The organism is Alcanivorax sp. 97CO-5 (assembly GCF_000524665.1).
GTDB classification, from domain to species: Bacteria; Pseudomonadota; Gammaproteobacteria; order Pseudomonadales; family Alcanivoracaceae; genus Alcanivorax; species Alcanivorax borkumensis.
The window spans coordinates 1-14,453 of record NZ_KI965906.1 but is presented as its reverse complement, the minus strand read 5'-3'; the positions used below and the strand labels follow the sequence as shown (position 1 = coordinate 14,453).

Genomic DNA, 14,453 nt, shown 5'->3' with positions numbered 1-14,453 from the left:
AAGGGGCACATTTGCGCTATTGCTAGTGTTGATGGTTGTGAGCCTGCCCAGCGTTTGTCTGGGTGACTATGACGCGGTGGGCATGTATATGCATACATGGGGCTGGGCATTGGTTATCTAAGTCATCCCCCCTCTTGGCCAGTAAAAACCGGATGCCCCTGTGCGAGAGCCTGTTACCCAGGAGCCCAGCGGGCCACACGGGATTACCTCACGGCTACTTGCAGACACTGGGTGCCTGGCAGCAATCCGCAGGGAATCGAGCGGTGGCCGCGGTGACCCCCGAAAAGAAGTTAGCGCTTCAGGGGGGACCCTGGTCCCATCAGTGCCCAGATAATTAAGCCAATCAGCGGCACAATCAGTACCAATAATACCCACAATACTTTGGCGCCGGTTTCAGCGGAGGATTGGAGAATCATTACGATGGCGTAGATCGCCACGGCCAGTTGTAACAGTCCCAGTAATTTCATCGACATTCCTTTTTTATCCAACGTGGGCCTTCAATTTAGAGGACTTGGTGGAAAGGGTAAATCACTGAGGTGTAAAACCGGGTCAAGATTGCGGGCGCTCGCCCCATAGTTTTGTCTAGTGATCAGCATCAGACCCCTATAGAACAGGGCTATCACCGACAGGCGGCTCCAGAAACACAATGCTCACCAGCAGGTCGGCCAACAGAAAAGGCTGCTGATCCGAATGATCATAAAAAAGTGATGCAGAGGAAAAGGAAAGGTGGTGCCCCGGAGACGATTCGAACGTCCGACCTAGCGCTTAGGAGGCGCTTGCTCTATCCAACTGAGCTACCGGGGCTGAAAGAGGTGACGATTGTAAGGATTTTGCTGCGCGGTGCCAGTTATGGGGGAGCAAGCGGCTATTTTATCGGCGCTTACTCGCCCTGCGGGCGCCGGCAAAGCGGCGGTATCCGCTTCGCGTTCGTTCGGCCAAAGCACGCTTTGGCCCCCCCCGCACTCACCCAACTGAGCTACCGGGGCTGAAAGAGGTGAAGATTGTAAGGATTTTGCCGCGCGGCGCCAGTTCCGGGGGATGGTGGCTAATGTTGCGACGACTTTGGGTGATGTTGTGAGACATGTAGCGCTCCGCCCATTCCGCTATTGCTTGAAGCTTTCACGTAACGTTTGCGACAAGCCTGCATCTAATTGATAGCATTAAAGAAATTGAAAAAGGTGAAGTATGCAGGACACCCACGATTTATTGGTGCGCAGCAGCACAGATTTTCCGTCACTACGTCGCTATGGAACGTCCGTGTTGCAAGTGAACTTGGGTTATCTGTGTAACCTGAGTTGTGTGCACTGCCACGTGAATGCTGGCCCCACGCGCACCGAGCTGATGGATAAGGCCACTATCGACCTGGTTCTTCAGGTGATCCGCAAGCGGGATATCAAGGTCATCGACCTTACCGGCGGCGCGCCGGAGATGAACCCGCATTTTCGTTACCTAGTGCGTGAATGCCATGCACTCGGTGTGGAGGTTATCGATCGCTGTAACCTCACCATCCTGCTCGAACCCGGCTATGAGGACTTGCCACAGTTTCTGGCCGATCACCATGTGCATGTGGTGGCTTCTTTGCCGTGTTATTCCGAAGAGAACGTGAATAAGCAACGCGGAAAAGGGGTGTTTCAGGGGAGCCTAGAGGCGATTCGGCGGCTTAACGAAAAAGGCTACGGAGAGGATCGAGTATTGGATCTTGTCTATAACCCCACCGGTGCCTCCCTGCCGCCTCCCCAGCAGGCCCTGGAAGCCGATTACAAGCGCGAGCTGATGGAGCATTTTGGTCTGCGTTTTAATCATTTGTTGACGATTACTAATATGCCGATTAGCCGTTTCGGCGCGGTGTTGTTGGCCCATAATCAGTTCAACGACTACATGCAACTGCTGCGTGACAGTTATAACCGCGAGACTTTGCCGGCATTGATGTGCCGTTCCATGGTCAGTGTGGATTATCAGGGGTATCTCTACGATTGTGATTTCAACCAGATGCTGGATATGCCGCAAGGTCATCATGAAAACCATCAGCATCTGTCGAGCCTGCTGGATGAGGATATTGAAGGCGAGCCGATTTATGTGGCAGATCATTGCTTTGGCTGCACCGCCGGTGCCGGAAGCAGTTGCGGTGGCGCGCTGGGATGAGTCGGGTGAGCGTTATCATCCCTGTGCTCAATGAGGCCGATGTGTTGGCCGAGTCACTGGCGAGAGTGCGCGCTGCATTGCATGCAGGTGACGAACTGATTGTGGTGGATGGCGGCAGTACTGATGATAGTGTTGGTATTGCCCGGCAGATTGCCGATACGGTGCTAACCAGTGAGCCGGGCCGTAGTGCCCAAATGAATGCCGGTGCGAAGTGTGCCACTGGCGTATGGCTGTGGTTCGTGCACGCGGATACCGTGCTCGACTCGCGTCACCGTGAGGCCTTGGATGAGGCGCAGCCGAAAGGGCAATGGGGGCGTTTCGATGTGCGCTTGAGTCAGCCGCGTTTTCTGTTTCGCATAATCGCTTTCATGATGAACTGGCGTTCTCGCCTCACTGGCATCGCCACCGGCGACCAGGCCATCTTTGTGCGCCGGGATGTATTCTGGGAGCAGGGTGGATTTCCCGCCCAGCCATTAATGGAAGATATTGCCCTGTCACGCAGGTTGCGTGCGCAGTCTCGGCCCCTGTGTTTGCGTCCACCGTTAATTACCAGTAGCCGGCGGTGGGAAGCCAACGGCCCCTGGCACACTATTTGGCTTATGTGGACGTTGCGTTTTCGATACTGGCGTGGTGCTAGCCCAGATGTTTTGTATCGGGATTATTACCGGGGGGATGCGGGTTGACGGACACGCCATTGCTGATCATTTTCGCCCGAGCTTTGCAGGCAGGGCAGGTAAAAACACGGCTGATCCCGAACTTTGGTGCCGAAGGGGCCATGCAGATTTATAAGCAGTTGCTGTGGCGTACCTTTTCTGCCGCGCAGGAGTTTCCTGGCGATGTGCAGTTGTGGCTGGATAAGCCAGATGCGGCGTTGAAGGCTGAAGCAACAGTGCGTGGCTGGTCTTGTCATTTACAGTCGGATGGCGATCTTGGTGAACGGATGGCCAGGGCGCTCTCACATGGATTGGATCACTTCTCTCGGGTTTTGCTGATAGGTAGTGATTGCTTGCTGCTAGGTCGCCCCTACTTCGAACAGGCACTGCATACACTCGCGCACGCGCCTGTAGTGTTTGGTGCCAGTGAAGATGGTGGCTATGTGCTTCTGGGTAGCAGTCAGGCATCGCTCTGGTCTGCCGCTCGTTTTAACGGTGTCCGCTTTGGTGGTCACCATGCACTGCAGGATAGTTGTGCCTGTTTTGCTCCGGAACAAATAGTGGTGTTGCCGCCGCTATGGGATGTGGATGAAGCGAGTGATGTTGCCAGGGCCCGCTCGTCCGGACTTTTACCGCCTGTCGCTTGTCCTGAGTTGGTGGGTGCGAGGAAGGGTTGGACTTGATTAAATCTCTAGCCTGTAACACAAACAGAGTTTCTGTCGTGGCTGTGGTAGCGGCGGTAAAGGATCACGGGGTAGGTTGATGCAAGATGGATCGCTCCTCGATGCTGAGCTCGTTTCCGAATTGCGGGAGATAATGGGCCAGAATTTCCAGATGCTGGTTGAGTCCTTCCGGCGTGATGGTGAGCAACGTCTGGCCGCCATGGAAAAGGCGCTGGAAGCAGAGGATAAAGAGGCTCTTCGCCGCCAGGCGCACAGCCTCAAAGGTAGCAGCAGCAACCTTGGTGCTGTCCGTGTCGTAGATGTGTGCGTGGCACTGGAGTTAGCGGTGTCTAATCGTGAGTTAGCCAATGTTCCCGTTTTGCTTGAATGTTTAAAACAGCAATTCAGGCAGGCCTGCACGGCACTGCAGGCCTGCCTAGCGTAAAAAGATCGTCAGGGCTGGTCGGATTTTAGGCAAAAAAAACCCTCTTCCGAAATTGGGTGGAAGAGGGGTGTTGTGAGCGCTATTGCTAGCGCCTTGGGGGGATACTGGTCGATCTATGGTGCCATGTAGCACCACGTTTCTATGGAAATAATGCTACCGAGAAGTGCTTCCTCTTGCTGTAAAGAGCGGTGAGGAAATGTAAGAGTTTGAGTGGCTTTTGGCTTCGAGATGTAGCCATTTTGCTCCGAGCACTGGTTATTGGGTGAGGTATCTTGTAAGCAATCTCTTACAAGACTGTAGGATAAACTGGTGTTTTTGGCAAGATTTTAGGATTGAAACGCAGAAAAATATCATTAAGTATTTGTTTTTAATGGTTATTTGTCTTTTGTGTGATTTTCGTCCAGACTTTTAATATTTATTTTACCCACAGAGCAAAATCCGGTTGATATAGTATTTGCGTGTTCAGGGAGTTGGGCACAAGGATTTGCAGGGATTGCAGTACAAGGATGTTGCGGTGAGCGCAAAAGAGTCAGGATGACTCGACGCAAAAAGGGCGGCAGGATGCCGCCCTTTTATTTTGCCCAGAGAAAAAGGATCCGCTTAGCGGATCAGTTTCTCCCGCTTGTTGGGCACACCGTCCCACTCTTCAGCGTCGTCCGGCGCATCTTTCATTTCCGTAATGTTCGGCCACTTCTCTGCCAGCTCCGCGTTGATCTCTAGGAAATCTTGCTGGTCGTCTGGCAGCTCATCTTCCGAAAAAATCGCGTTTACCGGGCACTCCGGCTCGCATAGTGCACAGTCGATACACTCGTCCGGGTGGATGACCAGAAAATTCTCGCCTTCGTAGAAACAATCTACCGGGCACACTTCCACACAATCGGTGTGTTTGCAGTTAATGCAGTTCTCACCTACTACGAACGTCATATCCTGTCCTCGCCAGGTGTCTTCAATTTATACAGCGCCAGTGACTGATTATAACAGCAACGGGCACGGTCTCGCTTGGGGTGGCGCTAGTCTAGCGATATGCCCTGAGGCAGGCAAACGGAGTGTTGATATAAGGTTATAGCGCCAACACTCTTTCTATGCGCGCCGGCAGCTCGCGCCCACTTAGGTTGCTCTGCAGCGTCTCTAAGAGGGCTTAAGTCAGCTTTTTCAATGTATATAGCGCCTCCAGGGCTTGCTTTGGTGTCAGCTCGTCTGGGTCTAGATCGGTCAACGCCAGCTCGATCGCATTGGGTTCGTTGAATAGTGAGGCCTGGGCCGGAGCCGCCGCCGGTGATGGGGCGGCATAGCTGCTGGGGGGAGTGGCTGAAGGCGCCAGCGGTTTGCTTTGTTCCAACTCGCGTAATTTCTCACCGGCTCTATGGATCACGCTGCTCGGCACTCCCGCCAGTTGGGCTACCTGAAGACCGTAACTGCGACTGGCCGGTCCTTCTTGTACTCGGTGCAGAAAGACAATGCGGTTATCGTGTTCGCTGGCGGTCAGGTGTGCGTTGTAGATGCCCGGCAGTTGCTCTGGTAGTTGAGTCAACTCGAAGTAGTGTGTGGCGAACAGGGTAAACGACTTGAGATTGCGCGCTAGGTGCTCGGCGGCAGCCCAGGCCAGGCTCAGGCCATCAAAAGTGCTGGTGCCGCGGCCAATCTCGTCCATCAGTACTAGGCTTTGGGCGGTGGCGTTGTTGAGGATGTTGGCGGTTTCTGACATTTCCACCATAAAGGTGGAGCGGCCACCGGCCAGATCATCGGACGAGCCAATGCGGGTGAAGATCCGGTCCAGGCTACCGATGCGGGCACTGGCCGCCGGCACGCAGCTGCCAAGGTGAGCGAGCAGCGCGATCAGGGCGGTTTGGCGCATGTAGGTGGATTTACCGCCCATGTTGGGGCCGGTAATGATCACCATACGGCGGGCATTGTCTAAGTGCAGGCTGTTAGGAACGAACGCGTCGTCTAGCACCTGTTCCACCACCGGGTGACGGCCATCCACAATTTCGATGATCGCTTCGTCATCTACTAACTGTGGGCGCACCCAGTTGAGTGCTTCGGCCCGTTCGGCCAGCGATGCCAGCACATCGAGCTCGGCCACGGCGGCAGCACTGCGCTGAAGGGCGTGCAGGTCGTCGGCCACTTTTTCCAGTAGTGCTTCGTAGAGGCGTTTCTCCAGCGCTAGAGCTTTGCTGGACGCGGACAGGGCCTTGTCCTCAAATTCTTTCAGTTCGGGAGTGATAAACCGTTCAGCATTTTTCAGTGTTTGACGGCGTTGATAATCCGCCGGCGCCTGATCGGACTCGCGTCGCGACAGCTCAATGTAATAGCCATGCACGCGGTTGTACTTCACGCGCAGGGTGGAAAGCTGGGTACGTTCGCGCTCGCGGGTTTCGATATCCACTAAAATCGCACCGGCGTTTTCGCTGATGGAACGCAGCTCATCGAGCTCTTCACTGTAACCGGGAGCAATGACGCCGCCGTCGCGTATCAGCATGGGCGGATTCTCGATCACCGCCGTGCCTAGCAATTCTACCTGGTTCGGAAACTGGCCGATGCGCTCAATCAATTCGCAAAAACAATCGGCGGCGGGTAGGGTGCCGATTAGAGGCGGCAGCGCTTTGAGGCTGGCGTGCAGGCGCGTCAGGTCCCGAGGGCGAGCAGAACGTAACGCCACCCGGCCGAGAATGCGTTCCATGTCGCCGATGTCGTTAAGCACATCGCGGGCGGACTCAAAGCACCAGCCCTGACGCAGGGCGTCGATCTGGTCCTGCCGCTGGGTGAGCGTGGTGCGGTTGCGCAATGGCTGGTGTACCCAGCGTTTAAGCAAGCGCGCGCCCATGGCAGTTTTGGTGCTGTCCAGCACCCAGGCCAGGGTGTGTTGCTCCTGGCCATCCAGGGTTTCAGTCAGCTCCAAGTTACGGCGGGTGGCCGCATCCATGGCGACCGCATCATCAAAGCTTTCTACTGTTAGGCCGGTGATATGTGGGAGTTCGCCGCGCTGGGTTTCCTTGGCATAGCCAAGCAGTGCGCCAGCGGCGGAAACCGCCACGGGAGACGGCTCACCAAAGCCGGCCAGATCCTGCACCTGGAACTGTTGGCACAGCTGGCGACGGGCAGCGTCTTCATCAAACTCCCAGCTCGGGCGTTTACGAGTACCCGGTCGATCGGACCAGCGCCCCGGCAGACCATGCTCTTCACTGATCAACAATTCCGCTGGCGACCAGCGCTCCAGCAAGGCCTGTAATTGCTCGGCACCTTCTACTTGAGTGACGACAAAGCGCCCGGCGGCCAAATCCAGGCTGGCGCAACCGTATTGATTATTATGATCGAAAACCGCGCACAATAAATTATCCCGACGCTCTTCCAGTAAGGCCTCATCGCTCACCGTACCGGGCGTGACGATGCGAACCACCTTGCGCTCCACCGGCCCCTTGGCCAGCGCCGGGTCACCGATCTGTTCGGCAATGGCCACGGATTCGCCCAGCTTCACCAGCCGCGCCAGATAGTTCTCCGCCGCGTGGTAGGGAATGCCGGCCATGGGAATCGGCTTGCCGGCACTTTGACCGCGTTGGGTCAGGGTGATATCCAGCAGTCGCGCCGCTTTCTGCGCATCGCCAAAGAACAACTCATAGAAATCCCCCATGCGGTAGAACACCAGCTGGTCCGGGTGTTCGGCCTTAATGCCGAGGTATTGCTGCATCATCGGCGTATGTTGGCTTAGGTCCGCGGTCACAGGTCCTCCATGGGGGGTAATGAATCAGTGGGCGGTCATGATATAGCGATATGGGAGAGGATTCATGGGGAGATCTGGATGGTTTTTAGGAGGGACTATCTCTGTCTGCCCATTACCGAGTTTATATGTAGGTCGAATGAAGCCGTTTGGCTTGCACGGAGGGCATCATTCATGCTGCCCCGCGATTTAAACGAGGTTGCCGTTGCCAGGCATAAAAGCCGCTGGGGTGAACGTCCAGCAGGAAGCATCGCTCGCTATGCTTCTTTATAAAGGCGTACCTCAATCGGACTGACTGGCGAAGTACGCCGCGGCTTTTTTAGGATGTCACGCTCTTCGGTAACGCGGTTAAGCTCTTTCTGGAGCCGGCGGATCTCTGCTAGGTCATCGGTCTTAGCCTGATGCTGCTCGGAATCCGGGCCAAACTTTCTGATCCAGGCGTACAGGCTATGGGTGGTGACGCCGAGCCGGTCGGCCACTTGGGCCACACTGTGACCACGATCAGTCACCTGACGAACCGCCTCAATCTTGAATTCTTCGGGATAGTGTTTGCTGCTCATGGGTACCTCTCTGATTGCCATTTTGGATGGCTGAAAGGTGTAGCAAACTGGTGGCGATTCAGTCGGACGACTGGAATCGCCACCGCTGTGGCCGAAGAAAAACATCAATTATTGTCCAGGATTAGTTGACCACTACATTATGAGAAGAGTGGGTTTCGCCATGTTGCTCATAGCGTTCTCCTTACCCATAGCAGGCTGGGGCTATGGGACCCCGTGCTCAACAGAACGGGGGCAAATGCTCGTAGGAGATATCTCAAAATTTGCTAAGCCGTTTAGACCACTACATCTCACGTTTTGACGTTTTCCTGATAAAACCTCCACAGAATTGTTACACAGGGTGGGTCATTGTACTCACTCAATGTCAGGTCGACTTTTTTATAGTCGTCAATGTGGTGGGTTTGCTAATGAACACAGTCTTTCCTCGCCAACTGCAGGGATTTGTGGCGGCCGGAGGCATTGCTACGCTGTTCCACTGGCTTGTAATGGCAGCATTGATCGCCATCGGGCTTGACCCCATTCTGGCAACCGCTAGTGGAAGCGTGTCTGGCGCGGTGCTGAATTACACCCTTCAGCGGCGCCTGGCATTTCGCAATGCTGGCCCTCACAGGGCCACGCTGTGGCGCTATATAGGATCCTGTCTTGGCGCATGGTTCTGCAATATCGTCTTATTTTTTCTGCTCAATCACGTATTAGCCCTTCCTGTCACCTTGTCACAAATAGTGACCACGGGGCTTGTCGCTGCACTGAATTATATCGTCTACCAGAGGTTGATTTTCCATGAACAAACGCTTTGAGTTGCCAGTCATGCTTTTTGATGGTCCTCTTGATAGGCCGCTGTTGTCACTGGTAGTGCCGCTGTACAACGAACGCTCGATGCTGCCTCTTTTCTTTGAGCGCGTTCTACCTGTGCTTTTCTCCCTGGACTTGTACTGGGAAATCGTGCTGATAGATGATGGCAGTGACGACGGAAGCGCCCAATATATCCGCAACGTTATTGGTCGAACGCCCGGCATCCGGCTAATCAAGTTGAGTCGAAATTTCGGCAAAGAGGCCGCGATGACCGCAGGGCTGGAACACGCTAAAGGCGATGCGGTGATTGTTTTGGATGCAGACTTGCAAGATCCACCTGAGCAAATTCCGGCGATGGTCGAATGCTGGGAGTCGGGTGTTGATGTTGTCCTGATGCAGCGCCGCTCACGGGCAGGAGAAACTGCGTTCAAACGATGGAGTGCTCATCTCTTCTATCGACTGCTGAACCGAACTAGTAGAACAAATATTCCCGTAGATACCGGTGACTTTCGATTGATCAGCCGCAAGGCCGTTACCGCATTGTTGCTGCTGAAAGAGCGCAACCGTTACATGAAAGGCTTGTTTGCCTGGATCGGTATGTCGACTCAAGTCATCCAATACGATCGTGAACCCAGAGCGGCAGGCGAAACAAAATGGGATTACCCTGGGCTTGTCGGATTAGCACTGGAAGGGCTAACGTCGTTTTCTATATCGCCCTTACGCTGGGCAACTTTGATCGGACTAATCGCTGCCAGCATGGGCGCGGTATTCGGTGTGTGGATTGTAGTCAAGACACTCATGCTAGGCGATGCCACCAGCGGTTACCCCTCGCTGGTGGCCATCATCAGCTTTCTAGGCGGTATTCAGTTGATGAGTGTGGGCATTGTGGGTGAGTACGTCGGCAAGACTTACATGGAATCAAAGCAGCGCCCTGTGTACCTGATTGATGAGGTGATTGAAAATCGGAGTGGCACAGGCCAACAGGCGCAACGTAAAACAACGGGAATGCGATATGTCAAAGAGCTTTAACGTCTGGCTGTTGATACTCGCTGCCGTGCTGGTTAGTCGTTTCATAGGCATGGAATTTTTTCCTTTTTCGGATACCACCGAGCCGCGTTACGCGGAAATTGCCCGCCTGATGGCGGAAACTGGTGACTGGATTACGCCGTGGTTCGAGCCTGGCGTTCCTTTTTGGGGTAAACCGCCCTTGTCGTTCTGGGCTGAGGCGGCAGCCATCAAGATATTTGGTATTTCGGAGTTCTCGCTGAGGTTTCCGGCATGGTTGGCAACGCTCGCTATGGTGTGGCTTGTTTGGCGACTGGCGCGAAAAATTTGGAGTGTGCAGGTTGCTCAATGGAGTTGCTTGGTTTTTGTAACCATGACGCTCACTTACATCAGCGCCGGCGCCGTTATGACAGATGCTTTTTTTGCATTGGGTACTACCCTTACTCTCGTCAGCTTCTGTTTGGTGATGGCAGGAGAGGGAGGGTTGTGGCGATGGCTTTTTTTTCTTGGAATGGTGATCGGGCTTCTGTCCAAAGGGCCGCTGGCCCTCGTTCTGATCGGGATCCCCATCGTACTTTGGTTATCCATTTCGTGGCGGGAGGCGGCCAATAACCTTGGGCGGCTGCCTTGGTGGCGAGGCATTTTGATGACGGCCGTTTTGGTTTGCCCTTGGTACATAGTAGCTGAACTGAAAACCCCAGGGTTTCTGGATTATTTTCTCGTAGGAGAGCATATTCGACGATTTCTGGATCCCGGATGGGCGGGAGATCTCTACGGCAGTGCCCATAACCAGCCCAAAGGCATGATCTGGATGTTCTGGTTATGGGCTTCGTTCCCGTGGGGCATCGTTGCGCTGGTGAGTCTGGCACTTGCATGGTTCAGGGGGGAAAAGCGCGGTATCGTAAGCAAGACAATATCAAGTCCCTGTGTCAGCTTTTTATTGGTCAGCGCACTGGCTCCCATGCTGTTCTTCACGTTCGCAGGCAATATACTCTGGACTTACATATTACCGTCATTGCCGTTTACAGCTATTTTGGTTGGCCGTTGGGCTTCGGAATGTCAGTCTTTCCGATTGGCATGCTTACGGAGTGGTTTGGTGGCATTGGCGCCGATTTTACTGACCGTGTTCGTTGGTCTTACCGCTACGGGTTGGCAATCACTTAAAACAGAGAAAGAGCTGGTAAGCTATTATCAGTTAACCCGGACAGCTGACGATAGCCCGTTGATCTATCTGGATGACCTGCCATTTTCAGCCCGATTCTATTCAGGTGGAGCCGCTTTGGAAATGACAAAGGGCGGATTGAACAACCTACAGATGTCCGAGACGTATCAGCATTTGTATGTTGTAGTTCCCAGAACCTGGCCAGCCGAAAAAGTGGCTGGCTTAGCCTCTTCCGTTCAAAAGGTCATGGAAAATAGACGCTATCAATTGTTGGTAATTGCCGGGTTGCCGCACGACCAGCAATCGGTATCTGATGCCAATGGAGTTGACTTGAGTGACACCTAACCAACCACAGCTCAGACTATTAATCGTTGAAGATCAGGTAGACCTTGCAGAAAACCTGTTCGAGTTTCTGGGTGAAGATCGTTACATACTGGACTTTTCTCCAGATGGTTTGACCGCATTGCATCTGCTTGCTACGCAAAGCTATGACGTTATCGTGCTCGACCTGATGCTGCCCGGTGTGAATGGCTATGATATTTGCAAACGTATCCGCAACGACCTGCAGTGTCAGACTCCTGTCATTCTGATGACGGCACTGGGGGGGCTGCCCGACAAAGAAAAAGGTTTTGATTACGGTGCAGATGATTACCTCGTGAAGCCATTCGAGTTGCGTGAGTTGCAACTACGGGTTGAAGCTCTGCACCGGCGCTTTGCACCGCAGAGGCCGATCCTGAGAGCGGGTGATATTCTGTTCGATCCTGGAGCGTTGGAAGTAGAATTGAATGGGTTGAAAACGGCCTTGTCCGGCACACCTGCTCGCCTATTTGAATTGTTGGTTCGTGCATACCCTAGTTTTCTCAGCCATGAAGCATTGAGTGATGCTTTATGGGGAACTCGCCATGGGGAAATGGAAAACAGCCTTCGTACCCACATCTATACTCTTCGAAAATCCCTGCAGGCAGGCCTGGGTAACAGCCTAGTAAAAACCATCCATGGGCGGGGATACAGCCTTGAAGGCCCAGAGAAAACGCGCGCGGGTACACTGTGAATTCATCCTTGACCCAGCGCCTGGCCCGAACTCTGTTTTTCCTGATTGCCGCCTCCACAGCAACCTCAATGATTATTGTTGAGGTGTTTGTTCATGATGTTGAGGACACCATTCTTGATCTGGAGCTCAAGGAGGAGGCCGAGTATTTCACGGAGCAAATCCGGGAAGGACGCTTTCAGCCAATAAAAACAGCACAGCTGGAGGCCATTTTCTTGCCTGAAGGCGAGGCAGAAGCTTTACTCCCAGAATATTTCCGTAGTCGCCATTTGCCATTTTCCCAAGAAGTAGAGATAGGCCAGACAACACTACTGATACTGGGAGAGCAGTTGGAATTCCCCGATGGCAAGCTTTTCTTGGCCCAGGATATTACGATTATGGAAAGTCGTGAGACCTTGGTTCAGCTAGCTCTGGCTGGTGTCGCTGGTTTCATGTTCCTGATTGGTTCTATTGTTGCCCACACAGCAGCCAGGTACTTGGTACGCCCTTTCAAGAAGTTAACTCGTGAAGTCCTTAACACAACACCCGGTTCGTCTATGCTGCAAATTACCACGGATTACCGTGACCAAGAGTTTTGCAACATTGCTCAGGCATTTAACCGCTTCCTATCTGAGCTTGAAGATCACATCGAGCGTGAGAAATCATTTGTGAAACTAGCCAGTCATGAGCTGCGTACGCCGTTGGCCGTTATTGGTGGGGCTTTGAATGTACTGGAACAACGACAAAGTTTGTCGTCGGCGGATCAGAAAACGCTTACCCGTATTCGCCGTGCTATGCAGACCATGCGCGACGATACGGAGGTTTTGCTCGAACTTGCTCGCAGGGAAGCGTTCGAAAGCGAAGCGAGAACCATTGTGCTGCAAGAGCTTGTCCAGAACACTATTGATGACCTTGAACATGGGTACCTGGATCAGGCCGGACGAATCACGGTTTATAACAACAGCCCGGGGTTCAAAGTTACAACACATCCCATCCTAGTGGGTATGTTAATGCGTAACCTGTTGCAAAATGCACTTCGACACACCCGTGCCGAAGTGGAGGTTAGAATGATTGAGAACCGAATTTCAGTGCGAGACTTCGGATCTGGGCTTCCGATAAAAGTAGCTGAGCACCTGAATTCTGGTGCTGCGTCCAGCTCTAACAACTTCAAGGCCGGAGATTTCAGCAACGCTACCTTTGGGTTACTGATCGTCCGATTGGTTTGCGAGCGACTGGGTTTGGATCTGGAGGTTACGCGGTCAGGTAACGAAGGAACTGAGTTCCTGATTCACGTTCATAACCTCACCTGATCATTTGACTCAGGTAGCCAGTAGGCTTTTTCCCGATACAGATTAAGCGCAAGTATGTAGTGGTCAAGTATTTTTAGCCACCGACTTTTGAGTATTCCAATACTTTTTTCCGTCACATTCGGTGGCAGTCCATCGTTATGCTTGTGCAGCCCTCAGGCTGCTGTAGTAACCGATCATATACTCGGTGCAGCTTGCTTCGCGGCCGCCAGAGGATAACCGTTCAATAAACTGGTCTGAACCAAGGTAAATTTGGTTGTGCAGTTTCTCCTAGGCAGATGGTTGGCTGCTGCCTTCGGCAACAAATTGCTTGTAGCCTGTGCGAGAGCTGGCCAAGGTGTCGCTGAAGGCTTGCAATATCCATTCGGTTGTCAGGCAGAGAGGGGATTCAGCCAACCTTCCAGTAGGGCGATAGCTACTCCAGGGCCACTCAGCAGCAGAGTGAAGCATGCGTGCGCGTACGGGATTCAAGTCAATATAACGCGCCAGTTCGAGCAGGTAGCTTTCCTTCTCCACCAAAATTTCCTTGAATCGACCTTGTAGAAGATGACCTACACGCCTGTGGCGTGTGTTTGTCCACTCCCCCTTTAGTGAGACAGCCCTAAACTAGAGTTTTCCACTTTCTGGCGATACACCGCTGGCGGTATGTCACCCAGGCTTTCATGCGGCCGCTCGTCGTTGTAATCCAGCATCCATAGCCACGCCATTTCCCGAACCTGCCCTAGACTCTCGAACAGATAGGCGTCAAGGAACTCATAGCGGAATGAGCCGTTAAATCGCTCGACGAAGCCATTCTGTTGCGGTTTGCCAGGCTGGATGTAGGCGACCTCGATGCCTTTCTCTTCACACCAATCATAGAACTCCGCTGCGATCAGCTTTGGCCCGTTATCCACCCTGATCTGATTTGGCAGCTCACGCTCTTGCTCAAGGCGCTCCAGCGTCCGCACTACACGTCCTGCTGTAATCCCCCCATTTTTAACCGCCCG

At 53.4% G+C, this 14,453-nt stretch carries 14 protein-coding genes, 1 tRNA gene and 1 pseudogene; 9 read left to right on the top strand and 7 right to left on the bottom strand.

The features are described from left to right. Positions 1–290 precede the first annotated feature (290 nt). Positions 291–467 carry a PLDc N-terminal domain-containing protein gene (locus Y017_RS15110; protein WP_081424064.1) on the bottom strand — a complete coding sequence of 59 codons (177 nt, stop codon included), beginning with the start codon at positions 465–467 and terminating at the stop codon, positions 291–293. Between the two features lie 260 nt (positions 468–727). After that, positions 728–804: transfer RNA gene (locus Y017_RS12765), tRNA-Arg, on the bottom strand. A gap of 381 nt (positions 805–1,185) precedes the next feature. Here Y017_RS12765 and arsS point away from each other — a divergent pair. The 4 genes from arsS (at position 1,186) to Y017_RS12745 (ending at position 3,902) form a co-directional block, all read left to right on the top strand. After that, entirely contained in the window at positions 1,186–2,142 is a 957-nt protein-coding gene (arsS, locus tag Y017_RS12760) for an arsenosugar biosynthesis radical SAM (seleno)protein ArsS (protein ID WP_011589095.1), read from the top strand. Then, positions 2,139–2,825 carry a TIGR04283 family arsenosugar biosynthesis glycosyltransferase gene (locus Y017_RS12755; RefSeq protein WP_035461267.1) on the top strand — a complete coding sequence of 229 codons (687 nt, stop codon included), beginning with the start codon at positions 2,139–2,141 and terminating at the stop codon, positions 2,823–2,825. The genes arsS and Y017_RS12755 overlap by 4 nt, the downstream gene beginning before the upstream one ends. Next, complete coding sequence (locus Y017_RS12750; protein ID WP_011589093.1) at positions 2,822–3,478, top strand: TIGR04282 family arsenosugar biosynthesis glycosyltransferase; 657 nt, start codon at positions 2,822–2,824, stop codon at positions 3,476–3,478. Before Y017_RS12755 ends, Y017_RS12750 begins: the two co-directional genes overlap by 4 nt. Positions 3,479–3,611: 133 nt before the next feature. Then, entirely contained in the window at positions 3,612–3,902 is a 291-nt protein-coding gene (locus Y017_RS12745) for an Hpt domain-containing protein (protein ID WP_231483509.1), read from the top strand. A gap of 600 nt (positions 3,903–4,502) precedes the next feature. On the opposite strand, the gene fdxA is transcribed toward Y017_RS12745, so the two are convergent. The 3 genes and pseudogenes from fdxA to Y017_RS12730 form a co-directional block, all read right to left on the bottom strand. Next, positions 4,503–4,826 carry a ferredoxin FdxA gene (gene fdxA / locus Y017_RS12740; RefSeq protein ID WP_035461263.1) on the bottom strand — a complete coding sequence of 108 codons (324 nt, stop codon included), beginning with the start codon at positions 4,824–4,826 and terminating at the stop codon, positions 4,503–4,505. Positions 4,827–5,040: 214 nt separating this feature from the next. Beyond that, a complete protein-coding gene (mutS, locus tag Y017_RS12735) occupies positions 5,041–7,620 on the bottom strand; it encodes a DNA mismatch repair protein MutS (protein ID WP_035461261.1) in 2,580 nt (859 codons plus the stop codon). A gap of 181 nt (positions 7,621–7,801) precedes the next feature. Continuing rightward, a pseudogene (locus tag Y017_RS12730) lies at positions 7,802–8,177 on the bottom strand (transposase); the annotation flags it as partial. 404 nt (positions 8,178–8,581) lie between these two features. On the opposite strand from Y017_RS12730, the gene Y017_RS12725 reads away from it, so the two are divergent. From Y017_RS12725 to Y017_RS12705, 5 genes are read left to right on the top strand one after another with little or no spacing between them, the layout of a single operon-like run. Beyond that, entirely contained in the window at positions 8,582–8,971 is a 390-nt protein-coding gene (locus Y017_RS12725; protein WP_035461386.1) for a GtrA family protein, read from the top strand. Further along, positions 8,955–9,995: a glycosyltransferase family 2 protein gene (locus Y017_RS12720; RefSeq protein ID WP_035461257.1), complete on the top strand. Its 1,041-nt coding sequence runs from the start codon at positions 8,955–8,957 to the stop codon at positions 9,993–9,995. Before Y017_RS12725 ends, Y017_RS12720 begins: the two co-directional genes overlap by 17 nt. Beyond that, positions 9,979–11,478 (top strand): glycosyltransferase family 39 protein, encoded by a 1,500-nt coding sequence (locus Y017_RS12715; protein ID WP_035461256.1) that lies wholly within the window; start codon positions 9,979–9,981, stop codon positions 11,476–11,478. Before Y017_RS12720 ends, Y017_RS12715 begins: the two co-directional genes overlap by 17 nt. Then, positions 11,468–12,184, top strand: a complete 717-nt coding sequence (locus Y017_RS12710; protein ID WP_035461254.1) for a response regulator transcription factor — start codon at positions 11,468–11,470, stop codon at positions 12,182–12,184. The genes Y017_RS12715 and Y017_RS12710 overlap by 11 nt, the downstream gene beginning before the upstream one ends. Before the next feature lie 8 nt (positions 12,185–12,192). Continuing rightward, positions 12,193–13,470 carry a sensor histidine kinase KdpD gene (locus tag Y017_RS12705; RefSeq protein ID WP_197017567.1) on the top strand — a complete coding sequence of 426 codons (1,278 nt, stop codon included), beginning with the start codon at positions 12,193–12,195 and terminating at the stop codon, positions 13,468–13,470. 267 nt (positions 13,471–13,737) lie between these two features. On the opposite strand, the gene Y017_RS12700 is transcribed toward Y017_RS12705, so the two are convergent. Further along, positions 13,738–13,983, bottom strand: a complete 246-nt coding sequence (locus Y017_RS12700; protein WP_197017566.1) for a hypothetical protein — start codon at positions 13,981–13,983, stop codon at positions 13,738–13,740. 71 nt (positions 13,984–14,054) lie between these two features. Further along, a partial coding sequence (locus Y017_RS12695; protein ID WP_035461251.1) for an IS3 family transposase occupies positions 14,055–14,453 on the bottom strand: 399 nt, incomplete at its 5' end.

What these genes read in the sequence shown, in the direction of transcription:
- Y017_RS15110 (WP_081424064.1), bottom strand. Translation starts at nt 467, where the DNA reads ATGAAATTACTGGGACTGTTACAACTGGCCGTGGCGATCTACGCCATC.
- arsS (WP_011589095.1), top strand. Translation starts at nt 1,186, where the DNA reads ATGCAGGACACCCACGATTTATTGGTGCGCAGCAGCACAGATTTTCCG.
- Y017_RS12755 (WP_035461267.1), top strand. Translation starts at nt 2,139, where the DNA reads ATGAGTCGGGTGAGCGTTATCATCCCTGTGCTCAATGAGGCCGATGTG.
- Y017_RS12745 (WP_231483509.1), top strand. Translation starts at nt 3,612, where the DNA reads ATGGGCCAGAATTTCCAGATGCTGGTTGAGTCCTTCCGGCGTGATGGT.
- fdxA (WP_035461263.1), bottom strand. Translation starts at nt 4,826, where the DNA reads ATGACGTTCGTAGTAGGTGAGAACTGCATTAACTGCAAACACACCGAT.
- Y017_RS12725 (WP_035461386.1), top strand. Translation starts at nt 8,582, where the DNA reads ATGAACACAGTCTTTCCTCGCCAACTGCAGGGATTTGTGGCGGCCGGA.
- Y017_RS12720 (WP_035461257.1), top strand. Translation starts at nt 8,955, where the DNA reads ATGAACAAACGCTTTGAGTTGCCAGTCATGCTTTTTGATGGTCCTCTT.
- Y017_RS12715 (WP_035461256.1), top strand. Translation starts at nt 9,979, where the DNA reads ATGTCAAAGAGCTTTAACGTCTGGCTGTTGATACTCGCTGCCGTGCTG.